This window comes from Arenibacter flavimaris (genome assembly GCF_030291335.1).
Classification (GTDB): Bacteria; Bacteroidota; Bacteroidia; order Flavobacteriales; family Flavobacteriaceae; genus Arenibacter.
This window is the reverse complement of the sequence record NZ_JASWIM010000023.1, coordinates 43,010-63,406: the sequence shown is the minus strand read 5'-3', so window position 1 is coordinate 63,406 and position 20,397 is coordinate 43,010. Positions and strand designations below refer to the sequence as shown.

The following is a 20,397-nucleotide window of genomic DNA, read 5'->3' as shown; positions in this document are numbered from 1 at the left end:
TATTCCAACCATATCCAAAAAAATGAAAAGAAGAGATTTTATCCAAAAAACTGCCCTAACCAGCAGTGCGGTTACCCTAGGAGGTTCTTTGGCCTATGGGGCCAAGCCTATTTTAAATCAGAAACATACGTTCAACTTAAAATACGCCCCTCATTTTGGGATGTTCAAGAACCTTGCTGGCGACGACCTTATTGACCAGATAAACTTTATGGCCGATCAAGGGTTTACGGCGTTTGAAGACAATGGTATGATGGGCAGGGATGTAGCAACCCAAACGAAAATCGGCGAAACCTTGGCCAAACGCAATATGACCATGGGGGTTTTTGTGATAGACAAGGGTGGCAATATGGCCAACACCTTGGCTGCCGGCAAACAGGAATACATCGATATCTTTTTGGATGGATGCAGAAGAGCCGTTGAGGTTGCCAAACGCGTCAACGCCAAGTGGATGACCGTTGTACCAGGTGGATTTGAAAGGAAACTGCCGATCGGTATTCAAGATGGCAATGTTATTGAAGCATTAAAAAGGGGGGCTGAAATTTTGGAACCCCATGGCTTGGTAATGGTCCTTGAACCATTATCGGACTCTCCGGATCTGTATTTACAAAATTCCGATCAGACCTATATGATCTGTAAAGGAGTGGACAGTCCTTCCTGCAAAATATTGTTCGACATTTACCATATGCAGAAAACAGAAGGACATCTAATCCACAATATGGAACTTACCTGGGATGAGATCGACTATATCCAAATAGGGGATAATCCAGGTAGAAAAGAGCCAACTACAGGAGAAATTAATTATAAAAACGTATTTAAATACATCCATAGCAAGGGATTTAAAGGAGTTCTGGGAATGGAACACGGCAATTCCAGACCGGACAAGGAAGGAGAACTGGCGGTTATAAATGCCTACAAATCGGAAGATAATTTTTTGTAGTCCAAACTACCTTTCAAGGTTCCTGGGCCATCAATTTAACTTAGTATTGAGAAAGTTTCCATCTTGTTTCCACGTCAAAGGATCAGGATGGAACTTTATTTTTACACCATAACAATGTACTTGATATTATTTGTCCTAGGCAGAATAATATATCACCATCATTTTAAAAAATGAGAAGGGTAAACTAAGTTATATTATTGTTTTTGAGTTAATTATAATCTATTTTTTAATTCTTACCGTATATAACTATATACTCATTAATACAGGTAAAGTGGACAATTACATTACAATTCTGGTTATATACTGCATAGCGTACCTATGCGCATTTGTACTAAAGCCCTATATATCCAATAGATAGGAATACCCTCCTTATTGCAATAGGGAAGGGTTATTTTGAATAATTCCCATTTGCCAAGGACAAAAAAATCCCCGAAGAGATCTCCGGGGATTTTTTTGTTTCTCCAATATGCCAAATAAGCCATTTAGGAGCCGCACATTAAACAATCGTCATCTGCTTGGCCCTCCTTTGCCTTAGCGATCAATTCCTTCATCTCAGCGGCCGTCATAGGTTGAACATCCACCTCCTGGGTGTTGGCAGTAGTGGCCTCGACCTTTATAGTCTTTGCTACGGCAGGGGCTACTATTGTGGCCTCCATTGGCGCCTCAACCACTGGCACTTCCTGTTTCTTTGAATTATCCAAAGTGAATTTAATGGCATCTGCAGCTGCCTTGGTCCTTAAATAGTACATTCCAGTTTTAAGTCCGCTCTTCCAGGCATAGAAATGCATTGATGTCAATTTTGAATAGTTTGCGTTTTCCATGAACAGGTTTAGGGACTGGCTCTGATCTATGAAATAACCGCGTTGTCTGGACATATCAATAATATCCTTCATACTTAATTCCCAAACCGTTTTGTACAACTCCTTAATATCCGCGGGAATATTATCAATATGCTGTACGGATCCATTGGCACGCATCAATTCCTGCTTCATATTTTCGTTCCAAAGTCCAAGACCAACCAAATCTTCCAACAAGTGCTTATTTACTACAATAAACTCGCCGGACAGCACCCTACGGGTGTAGATATTGGATGTATAAGGTTCAAAACATTCATTGTTACCTAGTATTTGCGATGTGGAAGCTGTAGGCATTGGAGCTACCAACAAGGAGTTACGAACGCCATTCTTTTTCACTTCTTTGCGCAATTTTCCCCAATCCCATCTACCGGACAACTCCTCATCCTTAACTCCCCACAAATTGTGCTGGAATTCCCCTTTGGATATTGGGGAACCTTCATAGGTAGAATAAGCACCTTCCTCTTTTGCCATTTCCATGGAAGCGGTAACTGCGGCAAAATAAAGCGTCTCAAAAATCTCTTGGTTCAGTTCCTTGGCCGCATCACTGGTAAATGGCAATCTCAACATTATAAAGGCATCTGCCAAACCTTGAACGCCCAAACCAATTGGCCTATGCCGCATATTGGAATTTTCGGCCTCCTTGATGGGGTAATAATTTCTATCTATTACCCTATTTAGATTTTTGGTTACACGTTTTGTAACCCTAAACAACTCTTTATGATCAAACTCTCCATTCTTAATAAACATAGGGAGTGCAATGGAAGCCAAATTACAGACCGCCACTTCGTCCGGGGAGGTATACTCCAAAATTTCCGTACAAAGATTGGACGAACGGATAGTACCCAAATTCTGTTGGTTACTCTTCCTATTGGCAGCATCCTTATAAAGCATATACGGTGTTCCGGTCTCTATCTGCGATTCCAAAATCTTCTCCCAAAGCTCACGGGCCTTTACGGTTTTACGCCCTTTGCTTTCCGCTTCATACTTGGTGTACAATCTCTCAAATTCTTCACTATGATGGTTAAAGAGCCCGGGGCATTCATTGGGACACATGAGGGTCCAATTTTCATTGGCTTCAACCCTCTTCATAAATAAATCCGGAATCCACATAGCATAAAAAAGGTCTCTGGCCCTCATCTCTTCCTTTCCGTGATTTTTCTTTAAGTCCAAGAAATCATATATGTCCGCATGCCATGGTTCCACATAAATTGCAAAACTACCCTTACGCTTTCCACCCCCCTGATCTACGTACCTTGCAGTATCGTTAAAGACCTGTAGCATGGGTACAATACCATTGGAGGTCCCGTTGGTACCGGCAATATAGGATCCTGTAGCCCTTACATTGTGGATAGAAAGACCTATCCCCCCTGCGGATTGTGAAATTTTTGCCGTTTGTTTTAGGGTATCATAAATACCATCAATACTATCGTCTTTCATTGCCAAGAGGAAACAGGAAGACATTTGAGGTTTTGGGGTCCCTGAATTAAATAAAGTAGGAGTAGCATGGGTGAAATATTTTTTGGACATCAACTCATAAGTCTCCAGGGCCGAATCCAGATCGTTCAAGTGAATCCCGATGGAAACCCTCATGAGCATATGCTGTGGCCTTTCGGCTATCTTTCCATTCAGTTTCAAAAGATAGGACCGTTCCAAAGTCTTAAATCCGAAATAATCGTAGCCAAAATCCCGGTTATAAATAATGGTCGAATCCAACCTATCTGCATTCTCTGCAACAACCTTATACACCTCATCGGATAGCAAAGGTGCCTTTTTCCCTGTTCTGGGATTAACATACTCATAAAGATCCTTCATCGTTTCCGAAAAGGATTTCTTGGTATTCTTATGTAGGTTGGAAACAGAAATACGGGCCGCCAATTTTGCATAATCCGGATGGGAGGTAGTCATTGTAGCTGCAATCTCGGCCGCTAGATTGTCCAGTTCCGAAGTAGTTACCCCATCATAAAGTCCTTCAATAACCCGCATGGCCACCTTTAATGGATCTACAAGGTCATTTAGTCCATAACACAATTTTCTTACTCTAGCCGTGATCTTATCGAACATCATCAGCTCTTTTCTTCCGTCTCTTTTTACTACATACATGTTGCTACAATTTTTTTAAAATGATACATAATTTTGGGTTATGGCCCAATATGTTAAAAACATTAACATATCAAATTCATCGCATAAAAATCCCCTTATAACCCAAAGGGGATTTTATTATAAAACTAAATCTTAAAAATCCGCGTCGAAGCTGATTTTCTGGGAATCGTCGTCTTTATCTTTGTTCATGACCCCTGCCTTTTGATACTCGGCCACTCTTTTTTCAAAGAAATTGGTTTTACCCTGTAGGGAAATCATGTCCATAAAATCGAAAGGGTTGGTAGAGTTGTACACTTTATCACATTCCAATTCCACCAACAAACGATCTGTTACAAACTCCAAGTACTGTGTCATCAACTTAGAATTCATTCCTATTAGACTGGCCGGAAGCGATTCTGTAATAAATTCCCTTTCTATATTCAATGCATCCACCAAAATTTCGGTAATACGTGCTTTGGGAACTTTATTGATAAGATGATTGTTATGAAGATGAACAGCATAATCACAATGCATCCCCTCATCCCTGGATATCAATTCATTGGAAAAAGTAAGACCAGGCATCAACCCCCTTTTCTTAAGCCAAAATATAGAGCAAAATGCACCCGAGAAGAAAATACCTTCCACGGCAGCGAAGGCGATCAAACGTTCGGCAAAACTGGGCGACTCGATCCACTTCAAAGCCCAATCCGCCTTTTTCTTTATAGCCGGAAAATTCTCTATGGCATTAAAAAGCAAATCCTTTTCCTTTTCATCCTTAACGTAGGTATCTATCAAAAGGGAATAAGTTTCGGAATGGATATTCTCCATCATGATCTGAAAACCATAGAAAAACTTTGCCTCGGCATATTGAACCTCACTAACAAAATTTTCTGCCAGATTCTCATTCACAATACCATCGGAAGCAGCAAAGAACGCCAAGATATGTTTTATGAAATAACGTTCGTCACTATTCAGTTTATTGGTCCAATCATTAAGATCCGTATGAAGGTCAATTTCTTCAGCAGTCCAAAAACTGGCCTCACATTTTTTGTACCAATCCCACAAATCATGGTGTTTAATCGGGAAAATAACAAATCGGTTAAGGTTTTCTTTCAGAATCGGCTCTATAGCTGCTGACATATCTTTTTTTTGATTTATAGGGTTTCTTAAACTTAGGCGAAAAATTGCCCTCGATAGGAGTTAACAAAGATTGCAAAATACCCCCAATAACTAAAGCTAAATAAGCATTATTAACCACAAAGTTTTTAACACAAAATGTTGAAATGTTACCTCGCAAGTGATGTTCATTACCTTTGTAGTACAACGCAAAACGAAAAAAAGACAAACGCTTTCCTTGAAAATATTATCCCAAAAAAATAAACCAAAAAGTATATAAAAAACATACTCTTTGGTTTATCCACATCATTACCAGAAACCAACCATTGGCCGGTAGGGTCATGTATCCAAAAATGGCCTTTTTTCCATTTCAATTTAAATTAAAAAAATTAGAGCGATAATGCGGCCAAGATCATAAATATCGAAATAGCAGTCATTGCTAAAAAAACTAAGCTTACGGCTTTAATATTTGAAGTTGTCATAGTGGTGGAGTTTGAGTTAATATTGTATTTTAATACTTCCCACATGGTTAAATCCAAATGAAAATTATATTGTTTATGGCAAATCCTATCTATCGCAGAGCTCAACATCCCAAAACCTCAATTCCCGTAGTTTGCTGGGCAATCATCTACTTTCCAAATATATCTAAGATAATCCAAAAGGGATATCCAATATGTAACAATGTATGCAACAGATGTAACATTGTCCACCTTGTACTACTGTTCATAAGTGTCTAGATACTCTTTGGGTGTTTCTTGTAGGTTTCCCTAAAACACTCAAAAAAATAGGAAGGAGTATTGAAACCTATGGCATAGGCTATTTCACTGATCGATGCATCGGAGGTCTTTAATATATGCACGGCCCGTTTCAATCGTTGCGATCTAATAAAAACGGTGGTGAAAAGTCCGATATGGGTTAATAATATCCTGAAAAATAACCCATATGCAACATTTTCTATCTACATAACCCTTCTCCAGATCACTATGCGTGGCCCTTGCAACATAGATAATTGCGAATGGAAATACCAAATGTGCTACCATCGTACTTGTTAAGGCCTTCTTTGGTGGCAATACTTTTATTATTTTCTTGCCACGCTTAATCCCATCCTGCATCGCAAGAGACAAGTTAAAATTATATCCGTGGAAAATTAATTGAAATATACTTATAGGATTATTTTATGATAAGACTTATGCCAGAGAGGCGCTCCGAATGCAATTAGAAAAGTAAAAAATAACCACCAAATCGGTGCGATCCAACAGATGCAATGAGTTTCTGAATTACGAGAATCGGAACCACACGTTTAGGTAGTTCCCCCGAAACCTAAAGACTTTGCGAATTCCAATACCTACAAGTTGATTGCGTTTTTCAAATTTACATCAACATCCTTCGGATAGTTTTGCAACAATAACAAGTTACTATTTAAAAAATCCTACAGGACCGCACTTTTTTTGGCAGTTAATTTAATTTATTAATAATTATGGTCATTGAATACTCTTCGATTATAAATACCACAAATGGATTACCAATGTAAACTACAAAACTAAATTTTCAATATCTCCTGTCTGCCACGGTCTTATTTTCAACAAGATTCTTATTGTTATTTGTATCTACCTTATGTTCCACTAAGTTGTTTTCTTGGGAAATTGCACTCTTATTGTCCGTAAAAACAGCAGCAACAAGAACTAAAACTAAAACGATAAAAAAAACTATACATTTATTCATCACCTGGATTTTGGCACTATTAGGTTAAACTAGATCCATTTCTTCCGAATATCGGATGAATCAAATGTATATGAAATGTAAGAGCATATACCCTCTAATTGTGTAAATGGTAAAATTTCCTGTATAAATGACATCGGATAAATCCAAGATACCCTTTCTATTCCAGCCCATAAACCCGTAAACCGTCTCCCCTTTCCCAAATTACCCAATCTTAACCTAATAACCGCCAATTATACTCAATTCAATTCCATTGACACAAAATATTAAAAGCATTGCTTACAATATTTCTAATTTTGAGTATCTTTCCTATTCTATGTTAGAAGCAGTTTTAGTAGACGACGAAATTAAAGCCTTGCAGAGTCTTTCCTGGGAGTTGACCAACTTTAGTGATGAAATTAAAGTAGTGGCCTCCTTCACAGACCCTTTTGAGGCATTAAAATATTTGGAGCAATATCCCCCGGATTGTTTGTTCCTGGATATAGAAATGCCCACCATGGACGGATTTCAATTTATTCAGAAATTGCAGAACAAGGAGTTTCCGGTAGTCATCACCACTGCCTACAACCAATATGCGATAAAGGCCCTTAAGAACGAAGCAATAGATTATCTTCTAAAACCAATAGATACTGATGATTTAAATGCCACGATCGCAAAAATAAAGAAGTTCAACAGCAAAAATTATACGGCGGAAAAACTAGAGAAAATATTACTGAAATTCAACTCCGATTCTCTTCAAAAGAAGATTACCATAAATACAGATGGGAAATTATTATTTTTGGAAAGTGATGAAATTCTTTTTGCGGAATCCGATGGCAATTACAGTACTTTATTTTTAAGTGATGGTCAGAAAATTTTGCTAACCAAAAAATTAAAGGAGGTAAATCAGATTCTTCCTAAGGATACTTTTTTTAGAATTCACAATTCCTTTATCATCAACCTTAATAAAATAAAGGAATTTCTTAAAACGGATGGTTACGTAATTTTACAATCAAACCATAAAATACCTGTGTCAAGACAGAAGAAGTCCGACTTTCTAGATTTAATATAATCTATCATTATGAATTTTCCCTCTTTATTTTTTTCTATGCTTTGTCGACTTCCATTCTTAAATATAGGCCGCTACTTTTTTTTTTTAGTTTTTACCTCCCTTTCATTTTCCACAGCCCATTCCCAGAAAGTTTCAGAAGAATTTAAAAGGATAGCGGATAGCCTAATTAAGGCTGCACCTGTCACCTATCAGGAATTGGATTCCATTTTAAAACCTAAAAGAAGTGATACCACCTATATGCGCTTTTTTGATATGGAATCTGCCCGAAAAAAATATTTCATAGGACAGTCCTATGCCTTAAATCAACTTGGCAGGAAATACAGGAATATTTCCGATTATACAAAGGCCGTTGCACTCCATGAACAGGCCTTGCAGGCGGCCTTGGATGCCAACAATCTAGAATTCCGAGTCTATAGCCTAAATATGTTGGGTGTAGTCTACAGAAGGAGCGACGCCATTAAAATAGCCTTGGATTACAACCAGGAGGCATTGGAATTGGCGGAGTCGGAAGCGAATCCTTCGGACGGACTGAAAAGAAGTATCAACGTTTCCCTAAACAGTATAGGCAATCTTTATTCCATTCTAAAACAATACGATATTGCCATTGCACAATTTAAGAAGTCGATGGCTTTGGAAAAGGAGCTTGGCAATAAGTTGGGCCTTGCCATTAACTATCAAAATATTGGGGAATGCCTGGAATACAAGGGAGAATTGGAGGAAGCCCTGCACTACTACAGAACCTCCCTGGATTACAATAATGAAATTGATAGTGACAAGGGCAGGGTTATTTGTAAAAATAGTATTGCCCAAATCTACATAAAGCAGAACAAATTAACACAGGCGTTGGAAATTCTTGAACCCAACCTATTGGCCGCGGAATCCTTAGGGGACAAGACTGTTATAGCGGCCATAAACATCAATATGGGTTGGGCCCTAATGGAGTTAAAACAATATACAGAATCGGAAAAATACCTTGTGAACGGGTTGGAAATGTCCAAAAAACATCATTTGCCCAGTTACATTGCCCATGCTTATAATTACTTATCCAAACTATACACCTACAAAGGCGAATACCAAAATGCCTTGGAATACTACCAAACGGCGGAAAAATTTAACGAAGAAATAAATAGTGAGGTAAATCGGCGTTATATCAATGATTTGATCATAAAATATGAAACCGAAAAAAAAACCAATCAAATAGAGGCCTTGGCCCGGGAAAACGAATTCATCAACCTACGGCTTCGCAAGAAAACAAATACCCTGATCATCGGGGCATTGGGAATGGCCCTTTTAACTTTTATTCTTTACATTCTATATCGGCAGAAAGAGCTGAAAAATGAAAAACAGATTCTAACCTTGGAGCAAAGTATGCTGCGCAGCCAGATGAATCCTCATTTTTTATTCAATTCCCTAAATTCAATTAAGCTGTACATCATCAATAATGAAAAAAAGAATGCGGTACACTACCTTAATAAATTTTCCAAGTTGGTTCGCAAAATTCTCGAAGCATCCTCATTGAAAGAAATATCCCTGGCCGATGAATTGGAGACCATTGACCTATACATGAACATTGAAAACATTAGATTTTCGCACGAGATAAATTTTACAGTGCGGGTAGATGAACCCATTGATGAGCATACCGTTAAGATACCTTCGCTGATTCTACAACCATTTCTGGAAAATGCTCTTTGGCACGGGCTTTCATCAAAAGAAGGGGAAAAGAAAATCCATCTGCACGTAAGCCGGGAAAATGAGAAATTCATACAAATAAGCATCACGGATAACGGTGTTGGGCGTGAGGCCTCCGAAAGAATCAAGGAAAGTAAGATTTTGAAGCGTAAATCCATTGGCATCGACATAACCAAGGAAAGGTTGGCCAACTTCTCCAAAGACTTCGAAAACTCCTTTCAGGTAGAAATTATAGACTTGTATGATTCCAATAAAGTGGCCTTGGGTACCAAAGTGATCCTACACATCCCTACCCATTAGTATGCTCCAAGGCAATTTGCTCCAATTCCGAATACCATTTTTTTCCAAACTTCCGAATCAGGGCCTCCTTTACAAATTTATAAATTGGCACCTTTAGTTCCTTTCCAAAAGAACATGCAGGATCGCAAATTTCCCATTTATGATAGTTCACTGCGGTAAGTTCGGAATACTCACGCACCCTTATTGGGTACAAATGACAGGAAACGGGCTTTTTCCATTTGGTAGCGCCTTTATTATAAGCCTCTTCCAGGCCGCATTTTGTTATACCTTTATCATCAAAAATTACATATGCACATTCGCTCCCATTCACCAAGGGCGTTTCCCATTCACCATCCTCCCCCCGTATAAAGGCTCCTTGCTTTTCTATTTCAGCAATGCCTTCGGGCCGTAAAAAAGGTTTTACCTTGCTGTATATATCCACCAAAATTTCGGTTTCCTTATCATCAAGAGGTGCTCCGGCTTCACCATCAACACAACAGGCCCCCTTACAGGCATTTAAATTACAAACGAAATCGTTTTCAATTATTTCCTCCGATACTATTGTTTTTCCCAGTTGGAACATACCATTTTATTAGGCAACAAATATAATTGATTAAGGGATATATTTTCATTTAATTAAATCCAAATACCCTTAATTAAACGTAAATTTACCGCGTTTTAGACCCGAAAGGAAAATCAAGTGTTTTAGAATCCGGGATTATATTTTTTATTATGGAATTCAATTTTAATTTTAGGGAGATAGTTACTGCCAGTATGGTTCTTTTTGCAGTAATAGATATAATAGGCAGCATTCCGATCATTATTTCCCTAAGGAACAAGGTGGGACATATCCAATCTGGTAAAGCGTCTGTTGTTTCGGCCTGCATTATGGTGGCTTTTTTGTTTGTAGGGGAAGAAATCTTAAACCTAATAGGGATCGATGTCAACTCCTTTGCCGTGGCCGGGTCCTTTATAATCTTCTTTTTGGCCATAGAAATGATTTTGGGCATCACCTTGTACAGGGACGATCATCCTGAAAGCGCTTCCATAGTACCTATTGCCTTCCCGCTAATTGCCGGTGCCGGAACGGTTACTACCTTGCTCTCATTGCGTGCGGAATACTACGTAGAGAATATTATTGTAGCCATAATAATAAATGTTATTTTTGTATACTTTGTCCTGAAATCCTCTAAACGAATAGAGCACATTTTAGGTAAGAACGGACTTAATGTAATCCGAAAAATATTTGGTGTTATTCTTTTGGCCATTGCCGTTAAGTTATTTACCTCGAATATCAACCAGCTATTTTAAACTATAAAGTAAGTGATCAGATGAACAAAATTGTAATAGTAATACTTATTGTACTGGGATTGGGCCTTATAGCTTATAACGTGACCTTGGTGGATTTCAAGGACCCTTTTCAGGGAAATAGTATAATAGCCCTAATAGGAATAGTGGCCTCCTTATGTGCCATAGCACTTTTACTGATTTACAGTATCTCTAAAAAAATCCAGAAAAAAATTGAGCAGGACTAATTGGTAGCTTCAATTTGATCGGCCTCCTTTTGGCTTATGCTTGGGCTATCCAGTTCCAATACTTTTTGTAGCATATCATCCCCACCACTTTTTATCTTGGCATAGGTGTTGGGATCGAACAACTGTTCTGCCAATCTTGCCTTTATATATAATTTTATTTTATCCTCGTAAGCGTAAAAGTCGAACTTAATATTCTTATCCAAAAAATAATCTATAAACTCTTCAAAAAGGATATCATCTACCCTAAACCCATTGATAAATTCTTCCTTTGAGTACCCTTGGTACTGGGGCCTGTGGGCATCCAGATGTTCAAATACAAAATAGCCCAGATATCCCGAACTTTCAATAGTCTCCAAAAATTCGGATTCATTGGAGCCAATGGGTACAAATACATCGGGGATAATACCACCACCGCCATAGACCACCTTACCTTTCGGGGTCTTAAACTTTAGGGAATCGGCAACTTTTATACTGTCTACAGAAATTAGTTCCCCACTATGAAAGCGATCCGTAAATTTCTGATAATAATCCTTATTCCCCTTGTTGTAGGATTTCTGAATGGAACGCCCAGTAGGGGTATAATATCTTGATACGGTCAATCGCACGGCCGAACCATCTCCCAAATCCATTTCCCGCTGAACCAAACCCTTACCAAAAGAACGGCGCCCCACAATAGTGCCTATATCATTATCCTGCAGGGATCCTGCTATGATCTCGCTAGCAGAAGCGGAACGTTCATTTATTAAAACATAGACCGGTTTGTCCTCAAAGTCCCCTTTTTTGGTTGCAAATACTTTATCTATCTTACCCTTTTTGTTTTTAGTGAACAAAATCAATTTCCCATCGCCTAGAAATTCATCGGCCATTTGTTCGGCAATCCCCAGATATCCTCCAGGGTTATCCCTTAGATCCAAAGTCAATTTCTTTGCCCCTTGGGCCTCCAATTTCCTCAATGCCGCCTTAAACTCTTTATAGGTTGATTCGGCAAAACGATTTACCTTTATATAGCCCATATCCTTGGTAAGCATATAATAGGCCTCTACACTTTTTATGGGAACCACATCCCTTTTAATATTTACACTGAAGGTTTTATTGTCGTCCTTTCTATAAACCTGTAACTTTACGGGGGATCCTTTTTCCCCTTTTAGTTTATTTACGATAACATCATTTCCAATATTTTGACCAAATAGGGTATCCCCGTCAGCCATAAGAATTTTGTCCCCGGGCTGTAGACCTTTGCGGTAACTAGGCCCATCTTCTATAGTCCTGATCACCGAAATAGTATCCTTATACATATAGAAATTAACACCAATCCCTACAAAATCGCCCTTCATATTCTCAGAGACCTTGTCCATCTCCTGTTTCGGGATGTATACCGAATGCGGGTCCAATTTCTCTAGAATATTATTTACGGTTACATCTACAATGCTATCCGTATTGATGTCATCAACGTATTCGTAGTCTATATAATCTATTAATCTATTGAGTTTGTCCTTTTTAGAATTGGTAGTGAAAAGCTTCTCAGGAGAGTCATTAAAGTTCAATTTGCCCCCAACGAATATCCCCGTGGCCAAAGCCAAGGCAATTATTGTAGGCCATATGTAGGAATTTTTTCTTTTCATGATCCAAATTGGCATTTACACGTTCACAATGGAAGGGAGGTGAACGAGCTGCACTCCTGCCTTTTCCAGAAATTGCAGTCCGGAGTTATCCTTATACGCTTTCTGATATACTACACGTTTTATGCCAGACTGATGTATTAATTTACTGCATTCCTTACAAGGGGACAACGTTATGTACAAGGTGGCACCTTCACAAGACTGGGTGGAAGAGGCTACTTTGGATATGGCATTGGCTTCGGCATGAAGAACATACCATTTGGTATAGCCTTCTTCGTCCTCACAAATATTTTCAAAACCGGTTGGAGTTCCATTGTAACCATCTGAAATAATCATCCTATCCTTTACAATTATTGCCCCTACCTGCTTGCGCTTGCAAAACGAAAGTTTGCCCCATTCGCTGGCCATTCGCAAGTACGCCTTATCATACTTTTCCTGTTTACGTTCCTTCATCCGTTGAATTTTCCCATTTATTAACGAGCCGATTTCCCTTTTAAATGTCCCATGGCCCCTTAGCAACTACCCAAATGGTTTGCCTCTACAAAGGTAAGGGAACTTTTTATTGAAAATATTAGCGAATTGGGAATAAAATAACTTTTCCTTACTAAGATAGCTGCTACCCACAACCCATACAATCCCAAAAGGTTAAGATTTAGCCAAACTCTACCAAGGAAACGTTGCAAACAACATTGGTATTGTAATAACCAGGATAATAATCGACATTACTTGGGTAAAAAGCGATTGTTTTACCGCAAATAGGGATCTAACGATATAATTGGCGCACAATACGGCTAGTAGAATTAATATTTGCGAAATTTCTATCCCGGCCGCAAAGCCCAATAAAGGTGAAATTTTTTCTTCTTCCCCGGCCATTAGCATCTTAAAATAATTGGAAAACCCGAAACCATGAACAAGGCCAAAAAAGCCCGTTGCTATGCTATATAGGAGCATGTTCCTATGTTCTGCCGCTTTATGGGAATGAATTAGATTATGGATAGCCGTAAAAAAAATGGTAATGGGAATTAGAAACTCAATCAGCCCAACATCAACCACCGCTATCCCATAGACCGAAAGGGCAAGGGAAGCGCAATGTGCAATTGTAAAAATTGTGGCAAGTACCAATATTTTTTTCCAATTTATAAAAGTAAATGGGACCGCCAGAGCTGCCAAAAACAAAATATGGTCATAAGCCTCCAAATCCAAAACATGCTCCAATCCCATTTGAATGTAAAACCAAAAATCCCCCATTGTCCAGAATAAAATTTAAAATTATTAATCAGCGTCTTAAAGACCTCTTTCTTGTTGAATAATCTCGTAGGCTTTCTGCACTTCCTTGAACTTTTCCTCTGCCCCTTTCTTAATAGCTTCGTTTTCGGTATTTACCCTATCCGGATGATACTTTTTGGCCATGGTCCTATAGGCCTTTTTAACCTCCTCGTCCGTCACTGATTTTTCAATTTCCAATATTTTGTACGCATTATCGGCCGATTTGATGAACATGGCCTTAATACTTTCAAAATCGATCCGACTTACCCTAAAATATCCTGCTATTTCAGATATTTTATCGATTTCTGCCGGACGCAAAGTCCCATCCGCTTGGGCTATTCCAAATAAAAAATGCAATAATTGAAGTCTTACTTCATATCTAGTCCGCTGATTTAGATAGTTGCATATACGTTCTGCAGAGACTTCCCTTTTCTTAACAACCTCATTAAACGTCCTGAAAATGGCATTGGCCTTATCCTTGCCATAAGTGCTTACAAAATATCGCCTCACGTAATCCATTTCGGTTTGGCTCACGGAACCATCCGCCTTAATGACTATAGAACAAAGGGAAAGCAAATTGATCTCAAAATCGGCAGGAGATACATTTTGCTGAGTAATATCCCTAAAAACAGAACGGCCTCCCCCACTGCCAGAGCTTTTCAAATTATCGAAAAAGCTACCAATAATAAATCCCAGTATTGCTCCAGGAAACCTAAAGACATAATACCCTAATATTGCGGCGAACCATTTAATCATCTTTATTTCAAATTTTGGCAAAGATATAATTTTAAGGTACAATAGAAGGTTTAATGAAAAGTTAAGGTATTTAGTTAGGATGTACTAAAATGGTTATCTTTGAAGACTTTATCAATAATCGAATAAAAATATATACTATGTATCCTGCAGAATTAGTAAAACCTATGAGACAAGACCTGGCAGTTGCCGGTTTTGAAGAACTATATACAGCCGATGCGGTTGAAAGTGCCCTTAGTAAAGAAGGAACTACCTTGGTAGTGGTCAATTCGGTTTGCGGTTGTGCCGCGGCCAATGCAAGACCTGCGGCCAAAATGAGCCTTCAGAATCCAAAGAAACCAAGCCATTTGGTAACCGTTTTTGCCGGTGTGGACACCGAGGCTGTAAATGCCGCAAGAAATGCAATGGTTCCTTTTCCTCCCTCCTCGCCCAGTATGGCATTATTCAAGGATGGGGAATTGGTACATATGATAGAACGACACCATATAGAAGGCAGGCCCGCAGAGGTAATTGCAGAAAATTTGATGGAGGCATACAATGAATTTTGTTAATGTGGCATTTCCACATTAATTTTCAGTAAATATTCTTGAATGAAACCGCTCTTTAAAAGAGCGGTTTTTTATTTTTGTAACATGCAAAAAGTATTGGCATTTCCCTTGTCGGCCCTTTATCTCATATTATTTGGGTCAACATTGCTTCTGTTCCATCCCCTCCAATGGGTCTGCTTCAATTGGTTCGGCTATGATGCCCACAGAAAATCTGTAGCCCTGTTGAACCTATGCCTGCTGCGCTGTACCCATGTACTCGGTACTCGTTATTCCTTCAACAATCCGCACCATATACCAACAGACAGACCGGCCATTATTGTGCTCAACCATCAAAGTATGCACGATATTCCTCCTGTTATTTGGCATATGCGAAAACATCATCCAAAGTTTGTAAGTAAAATGGAATTGGGCAAAGGAATCCCCAGCGTATCCTATAACCTTAGGCATGGTGGATCGGTACTCATAAACAGAAAGGACAGTAGGCAGTCCCTGACACAAATTGCAAAATTGGGAAGTTATATTGAAAAATATAATCGTTCCGCCGTCATATTCCCAGAAGGCACTAGAAGTAAGACCGGACAACCCAAAAAATTCCATACCACAGGATTAAAAGTGCTATTAAAGAAAGCTCCCTCTGCCATAATAATCCCCATAAGCATCAACAATTCCTGGAAAATGTTGAAATATGGCAAATTCCCGTACGGACTTTGTAACCACATTACTTTCGAGGTGCACAAACCAATGGAAAATAACGGAGATTCCGAAAAGCTCATTGAACAAGTTGAAAAAACCATAACCCAGGCCATAATGCCATCTGCATGACCAACACACAGATTATAGAGGAAACTATTGCTTTTGTAAAGGAAACCCTGCAGGGAGCCGAGGGTGGACATGATTGGTTCCATATACAAAGGGTCTTTAAGAATACGCTGCTTATAGCAAAAGATGAAAAGGTAGATGTACTTGTTGTTAGTTTGGGGGCACTACTACACGATATTGCAGATGCCAAGTTTAATGGTGGGGACGAAACCGTTGGGCCACAAATGGCATTTGAATTTTTAACCTCCTTAGAGGTAGATAAAAAGATAGTGGACCAGGTGGTGAATATTATTGAAAACATTTCCTATAAATCCAGTTTGGATTCTAAAAAACCTTTTACTTCCAAGGAATTGCAGGTGGTACAGGATGCCGATCGTTTAGATGCCATTGGCGCCATAGGAATTGCCCGTGCCTTTAATTACGGTGGGTTTAAGAACAGGGAACTTTATAATCCCGAAATTGCCCCCAACCTTCAAATGACCAAGGAGGAGTATAAAAAATCAAAGGCCCCTACTCTAAATCATTTTTATGAAAAATTACTGCTCTTGAAAGACAAAATGAATACGGAAACTGGTAAGAAACTAGCTGAAAATAGACACCAATACATGTTGGAATATCTGGAGCAATTCTATAAGGAATGGGCTGGTAAAGCCTGAGGCCTAAAGTAAATACCTTTCAGTATTATTTAAACCATCCGTTTATTGGGCTTTGGGCTGCACAGATCCCTGCACCCAATGTTCTCATCAGGATAATCAAAGCCCATATGCTAAAATAATTTCAACTGACCTCCCTTATAGCCTTCGTATAGGCTTGTATTAAGCTTCGGAAAAACTTTGTCCTTAAAATATTTTTGACGCGCCAAATGGGCCATATCCTTAATTTGCTGTGCAATTTTGCCTTCGCCCTTATTACGAATACCAAATCTACTATCGTTTAGGGAGCCACCATGGCAGTCCGCTATCTGCTGCAACACTTTATTGGCCCTGTCCGGTAAAGTCTTTCTTATCCAATCCTCAAATATTTGGCCTATGGCGCCATTAAGTCTTACCACGGTAAACCCAAAGGAAAGTGCCCCAGCCTCGGATACCGCTTTGGCCAAATTAAGAATCTCATGACTATTTATCCCTGGTATAATAGGGGCCAACATAGCATTAACAGGTATATGATTTTCGGACAAACGGCGTATTGTCTCCAGACGTTTTTTAATAGTAGCCGTTCTAGGTTCCAAGATGCGCCGTGTTTCTTCGGACAAAGAGGTCACGGAAATATTTACTGCTATCAAATTCTCCGCCGCCAATTGGGTCAAGATGTCCAAATCCCTCAGCAGCAGTACATTTTTGGTAATTATCCCCACTGGATGCCGGTATTTTAAAAACACTTCCAAACAAGCCCTGGTAATTCTAAATTGATGCTCTGCGGGTTGATAGCAATCCGTATTCCCGGATAGGACAATAGTAGCGGCCTTCCAACTTTTGCTTTTCAATTTGGCTTCCAATAGGACAGGGGCATCCTTTTTGACCAAAATCTTGCGTTCAAAATCGAGTCCGGCACTATAGCCCCAATATTCGTGGGTATTTCTAGCATAACAATAAATACATCCATGTTCGCAACCCTGATAAGGGTTTAAGGAATAATTCATGCCCACATCGGGACTGTCTACTTTGTTTACAATGGTCTTTGGAAAGATGGGAAGGTATTGCGTCCTGTTATGGTCCGATGTTTCCCCTTCCAAACGACAGAATTCCAAAAAATCCTCCCTTAATTCATTGGAAAATTGGGAAAACCTATTGCTCGTATTTTGTTGGGCGCCACGACCTTTAATGTATGTATTCTGTTTCAAATGATTTGGATTTTGTCCAAATTTATGGATTTTATCCATATTAAAATACATAAAAATAGATATATACACTTCATTGGGACATTTATTCCTGCAGGAAATGAAAAGCAATAATCCCTAAACCTAAATAAATAATTATATTGTTGTCCTAAATTGTGCGCAGATGAAAACTAGCAAACACAGCTTTATAATAATATTTTTTCTTTGCGCATGGTATAGTTCATATGCCCAAGAAAAAAGGAATGTGGACGATGGCACCAATTTTACCATAGAAGAGGCACAGGCTATAATTGACAAATACAACTTATTGGAGGGCAGCATAATATTACACCCCAAGGATTCACTGACTCTTTCCTTACGGGAAAGAGATCCGGAATTAGCAAAAAACCTCTCTAAACCACCTTTAATACCGATGACCAAAGCCGAATTTGAAAAGTCAGTCGCAGAAATGGCCGCTTACCAACAATCACAAGAAGGACAGATAGCAAAAAAGATTGGGGATTTTTATAGAAAACTAGGTACCACTGAACCTACCGGAAAACAGCTGGATAGTTTATACTTGGGCATAGATAAGGAGTACGGAACAGACTATTGGCAACAGGTTAGAGGCCCCTTACCCCCTGGCGGAAAGCGTTACTCCAGTTTTGGCAATAAACCAATGCCCTTGAAAGAACCTTAGTGTATTACTATTCGGGAGGACAACCCTTATCTTTGGGCGTTATGGAGTGTTAATTTCTACTTTTACCAATTGCTTTTTAGATCCCCTTTTAGCATAATAAAGCATATTACTGTTTTCCTTGTCTATCAACGGCATGGAAACCATTAACGGAAGACGTGCTTCGTGATCATCTATTACCTTTTCATAACGTATCTTACCTTCCTTGTCCAACTGGATCATAAATACGTTTCTGTTACGACTAAGGCCCTGTTTAAAAACCAATCTTTCACCACTTAACAATTGTGGGTTTTCTGCAGCCGTGCTGATCAGATAATAGGTATTATCACCACTGGTGCAAGAACTGTAAGACGCGTACGCACCATCTCCCTGGGTCACCTCCGACTTATTAATATTTCTTGCCCAAATGATATCGCCTTCCGAATTTAATTTGGCACTGACAATATCGTTGTAATGAAACCTTTCTATTTTTATTCTGGATCCGGTGGGATCCTGCTGCACACTGGAAGTAACAAAGTACTCCTCCGCATTAAAAAGAATGGAATTATCCTTGGTAACACTGATATTCTTAAAGACTAAATTCTTGATTTCCGTATCGTCTTCCCTCCCAAACTTATCGGCCATAAACTGTTGTGAAAACGCATTGTATTTCCTTTCCTTGATGACTAAGGAGTTCCTATCAAGTTCAAAATAAGCCAAACCATTATATCTATTGTCCTTTCTATCTGCATAAAAACCAACACAAATTAATTTGTCATTTACGATGATAGGTTTTAAGGCTTCCGAAAATTTACCGGGGTCATCAAAAGTCTGGATTCCCGCCCCATATTTGGTTACCTTGAGCAGTTCATATTGAAATTTCCGTTCTGTGGCCGCAAATCGTTTCTTTTTATAATAAGCTTTACCAACCAAATACAACTGACTTAAATCCTTGGAAGTAACAATGTTTTCAAAGGCATAGTTCTTTTCTTCTATTTCCGAAGAAAAATCATATTCCATAAGCTTGTTCAAGCTACTGTTAAAGAGATATACAAAATGCTTTTCCTCCTTCCCCCTTTTAAAGTGGGTACTAATGGCGAAAGCCGATTTGTCCTCATTTAGAAAAGCGGTTGTAGTGAATCCTGAAGAAAAATTCCTCCTATAATAATTATGGTCCATAGGTTCGTTTACTTGCTGAGAGGGTATGGAAAGAATCGTCTCCTGGCTAAAATTAAAGTGGTCCAATGGACTTCTATGCACCACGTAATCATAGGAACCCTTACCAAGATTATAATCCAAGAACAGGATATTAAGTTGTCCGTTCTTTACAAAGGCATTTACAAAGTCGAGACCCTTTAGTTTGTAATTAAACTCCCCAATCAGTTCCAAATCCTTATTGTAATGTTCAATATAATACCCCTTGGGCTTCAGGATGATACCCGTGTAATAGGAACGCACCAATATAGAGCCTCCCATTCCGTCATCCGAAATTTCCAACAAGTTGGAATATTTATACCTATCATTATATTTTTCTCCAAAACTATATTTTACAGGCAATTGCTGAGCCTGGGTAAGGAAAAAAACACAATAAAACAAACATGGTAACACAAGATTTTTTCCAATATCCATAACAATCCA

General features: G+C 38.9%; 20 protein-coding genes. 9 read left to right on the top strand and 11 right to left on the bottom strand.

The window, feature by feature from the left end; translation table 11 throughout:
- Positions 1 to 22 precede the first annotated feature (22 nt).
- A complete protein-coding gene (locus tag QSE00_RS16615) occupies positions 23 to 937 on the top strand; it encodes a hydroxypyruvate isomerase family protein (protein ID WP_286106811.1) in 915 nt (304 codons plus the stop codon).
- Positions 938 to 1,419: 482 nt separating this feature from the next.
- On the opposite strand, the gene QSE00_RS16610 is transcribed toward QSE00_RS16615, so the two are convergent.
- From QSE00_RS16610 to QSE00_RS16600, 4 genes are all read right to left on the bottom strand, one after another.
- Complete coding sequence (locus tag QSE00_RS16610; RefSeq protein ID WP_286106810.1) at positions 1,420 to 3,894, bottom strand: ribonucleoside-diphosphate reductase subunit alpha; 2,475 nt, start codon at positions 3,892 to 3,894, stop codon at positions 1,420 to 1,422.
- 132 nt (positions 3,895 to 4,026) lie between these two features.
- Positions 4,027 to 5,013, bottom strand: coding sequence for a ribonucleotide-diphosphate reductase subunit beta (locus tag QSE00_RS16605; RefSeq protein WP_031446286.1), 987 nt, complete (start codon positions 5,011 to 5,013; stop codon positions 4,027 to 4,029).
- Positions 5,014 to 5,722: 709 nt separating this feature from the next.
- Positions 5,723 to 5,860, bottom strand: a complete 138-nt coding sequence (locus tag QSE00_RS25245) for a helix-turn-helix domain-containing protein (protein ID WP_459076848.1) — start codon at positions 5,858 to 5,860, stop codon at positions 5,723 to 5,725.
- A gap of 677 nt (positions 5,861 to 6,537) precedes the next feature.
- A complete protein-coding gene (locus QSE00_RS16600; protein ID WP_181422856.1) occupies positions 6,538 to 6,711 on the bottom strand; it encodes a hypothetical protein in 174 nt (57 codons plus the stop codon).
- A 313-nt stretch (positions 6,712 to 7,024) separates the two neighbouring features.
- Here QSE00_RS16600 and QSE00_RS16595 point away from each other — a divergent pair, with 313 nt between their 5' ends.
- Complete coding sequence (locus tag QSE00_RS16595; RefSeq protein WP_110356122.1) at positions 7,025 to 7,759, top strand: LytR/AlgR family response regulator transcription factor; 735 nt, start codon at positions 7,025 to 7,027, stop codon at positions 7,757 to 7,759.
- A 9-nt stretch (positions 7,760 to 7,768) separates the two neighbouring features.
- Entirely contained in the window at positions 7,769 to 9,748 is a 1,980-nt protein-coding gene (locus tag QSE00_RS16590; protein ID WP_286106809.1) for a tetratricopeptide repeat-containing sensor histidine kinase, read from the top strand.
- Here QSE00_RS16590 and QSE00_RS16585 read toward each other — a convergent pair.
- The gene (locus QSE00_RS16585; protein WP_286106808.1) at positions 9,738 to 10,310 is read right to left on the bottom strand and encodes a DUF3109 family protein; all 573 of its coding nucleotides are present in this window, start codon (positions 10,308 to 10,310) and stop codon (positions 9,738 to 9,740) included. The genes QSE00_RS16590 and QSE00_RS16585 overlap by 11 nt on opposite strands.
- Positions 10,311 to 10,459: 149 nt before the next feature.
- On the opposite strand from QSE00_RS16585, the gene QSE00_RS16580 reads away from it, so the two are divergent.
- Both QSE00_RS16580 and QSE00_RS16575 read left to right on the top strand, forming a co-directional pair.
- Entirely contained in the window at positions 10,460 to 11,038 is a 579-nt protein-coding gene (locus QSE00_RS16580; protein WP_110356125.1) for a MarC family protein, read from the top strand.
- Positions 11,039 to 11,058: 20 nt separating this feature from the next.
- Positions 11,059 to 11,262, top strand: coding sequence for a hypothetical protein (locus QSE00_RS16575; protein WP_110356126.1), 204 nt, complete (start codon positions 11,059 to 11,061; stop codon positions 11,260 to 11,262).
- Here QSE00_RS16575 and QSE00_RS16570 read toward each other — a convergent pair.
- The 4 genes from QSE00_RS16570 to QSE00_RS16555 all read right to left on the bottom strand — a co-directional run bounded on the left by QSE00_RS16570 (position 11,259) and on the right by QSE00_RS16555 (position 14,903).
- On the bottom strand, positions 11,259 to 12,884 hold the full coding sequence (locus tag QSE00_RS16570) for a S41 family peptidase (protein ID WP_110356296.1): 1,626 nt from the start codon (positions 12,882 to 12,884) through the stop codon (positions 11,259 to 11,261). The genes QSE00_RS16575 and QSE00_RS16570 overlap by 4 nt on opposite strands.
- Before the next feature lie 15 nt (positions 12,885 to 12,899).
- The gene (locus tag QSE00_RS16565; RefSeq protein ID WP_110356297.1) at positions 12,900 to 13,334 is read right to left on the bottom strand and encodes a deoxycytidylate deaminase; all 435 of its coding nucleotides are present in this window, start codon (positions 13,332 to 13,334) and stop codon (positions 12,900 to 12,902) included.
- A 210-nt stretch (positions 13,335 to 13,544) separates the two neighbouring features.
- Positions 13,545 to 14,129 (bottom strand): HupE/UreJ family protein, encoded by a 585-nt coding sequence (locus QSE00_RS16560; protein ID WP_110356127.1) that lies wholly within the window; start codon positions 14,127 to 14,129, stop codon positions 13,545 to 13,547.
- A 36-nt stretch (positions 14,130 to 14,165) separates the two neighbouring features.
- A complete protein-coding gene (locus QSE00_RS16555; protein WP_110356128.1) occupies positions 14,166 to 14,903 on the bottom strand; it encodes a tellurite resistance TerB family protein in 738 nt (245 codons plus the stop codon).
- 137 nt (positions 14,904 to 15,040) lie between these two features.
- Between QSE00_RS16555 and QSE00_RS16550 the strand changes: the two genes are divergently transcribed.
- The 3 genes from QSE00_RS16550 to QSE00_RS16540 all read left to right on the top strand — a co-directional run bounded on the left by QSE00_RS16550 (position 15,041) and on the right by QSE00_RS16540 (position 16,923).
- Positions 15,041 to 15,451: a BrxA/BrxB family bacilliredoxin gene (locus QSE00_RS16550; RefSeq protein WP_110356298.1), complete on the top strand. Its 411-nt coding sequence runs from the start codon at positions 15,041 to 15,043 to the stop codon at positions 15,449 to 15,451.
- An 81-nt stretch (positions 15,452 to 15,532) separates the two neighbouring features.
- Positions 15,533 to 16,270, top strand: coding sequence for a lysophospholipid acyltransferase family protein (locus tag QSE00_RS16545; RefSeq protein ID WP_110356299.1), 738 nt, complete (start codon positions 15,533 to 15,535; stop codon positions 16,268 to 16,270).
- Complete coding sequence (locus QSE00_RS16540; protein ID WP_110356129.1) at positions 16,267 to 16,923, top strand: HD domain-containing protein; 657 nt, start codon at positions 16,267 to 16,269, stop codon at positions 16,921 to 16,923. The genes QSE00_RS16545 and QSE00_RS16540 overlap by 4 nt, the downstream gene beginning before the upstream one ends.
- 110 nt (positions 16,924 to 17,033) lie before the next feature.
- On the opposite strand, the gene QSE00_RS16535 is transcribed toward QSE00_RS16540, so the two are convergent.
- Positions 17,034 to 18,107: a PA0069 family radical SAM protein gene (locus QSE00_RS16535; RefSeq protein ID WP_286106805.1), complete on the bottom strand. Its 1,074-nt coding sequence runs from the start codon at positions 18,105 to 18,107 to the stop codon at positions 17,034 to 17,036.
- A 160-nt stretch (positions 18,108 to 18,267) separates the two neighbouring features.
- Here QSE00_RS16535 and QSE00_RS16530 point away from each other — a divergent pair, with 160 nt between their 5' ends.
- A complete protein-coding gene (locus tag QSE00_RS16530) occupies positions 18,268 to 18,783 on the top strand; it encodes a hypothetical protein (RefSeq protein WP_286106804.1) in 516 nt (171 codons plus the stop codon).
- 39 nt (positions 18,784 to 18,822) lie between these two features.
- Here QSE00_RS16530 and QSE00_RS16525 read toward each other — a convergent pair whose 3' ends face one another.
- Positions 18,823 to 20,388 (bottom strand): hypothetical protein, encoded by a 1,566-nt coding sequence (locus QSE00_RS16525; protein WP_286106803.1) that lies wholly within the window; start codon positions 20,386 to 20,388, stop codon positions 18,823 to 18,825.
- Positions 20,389 to 20,397: the final 9 nt, after the last annotated feature.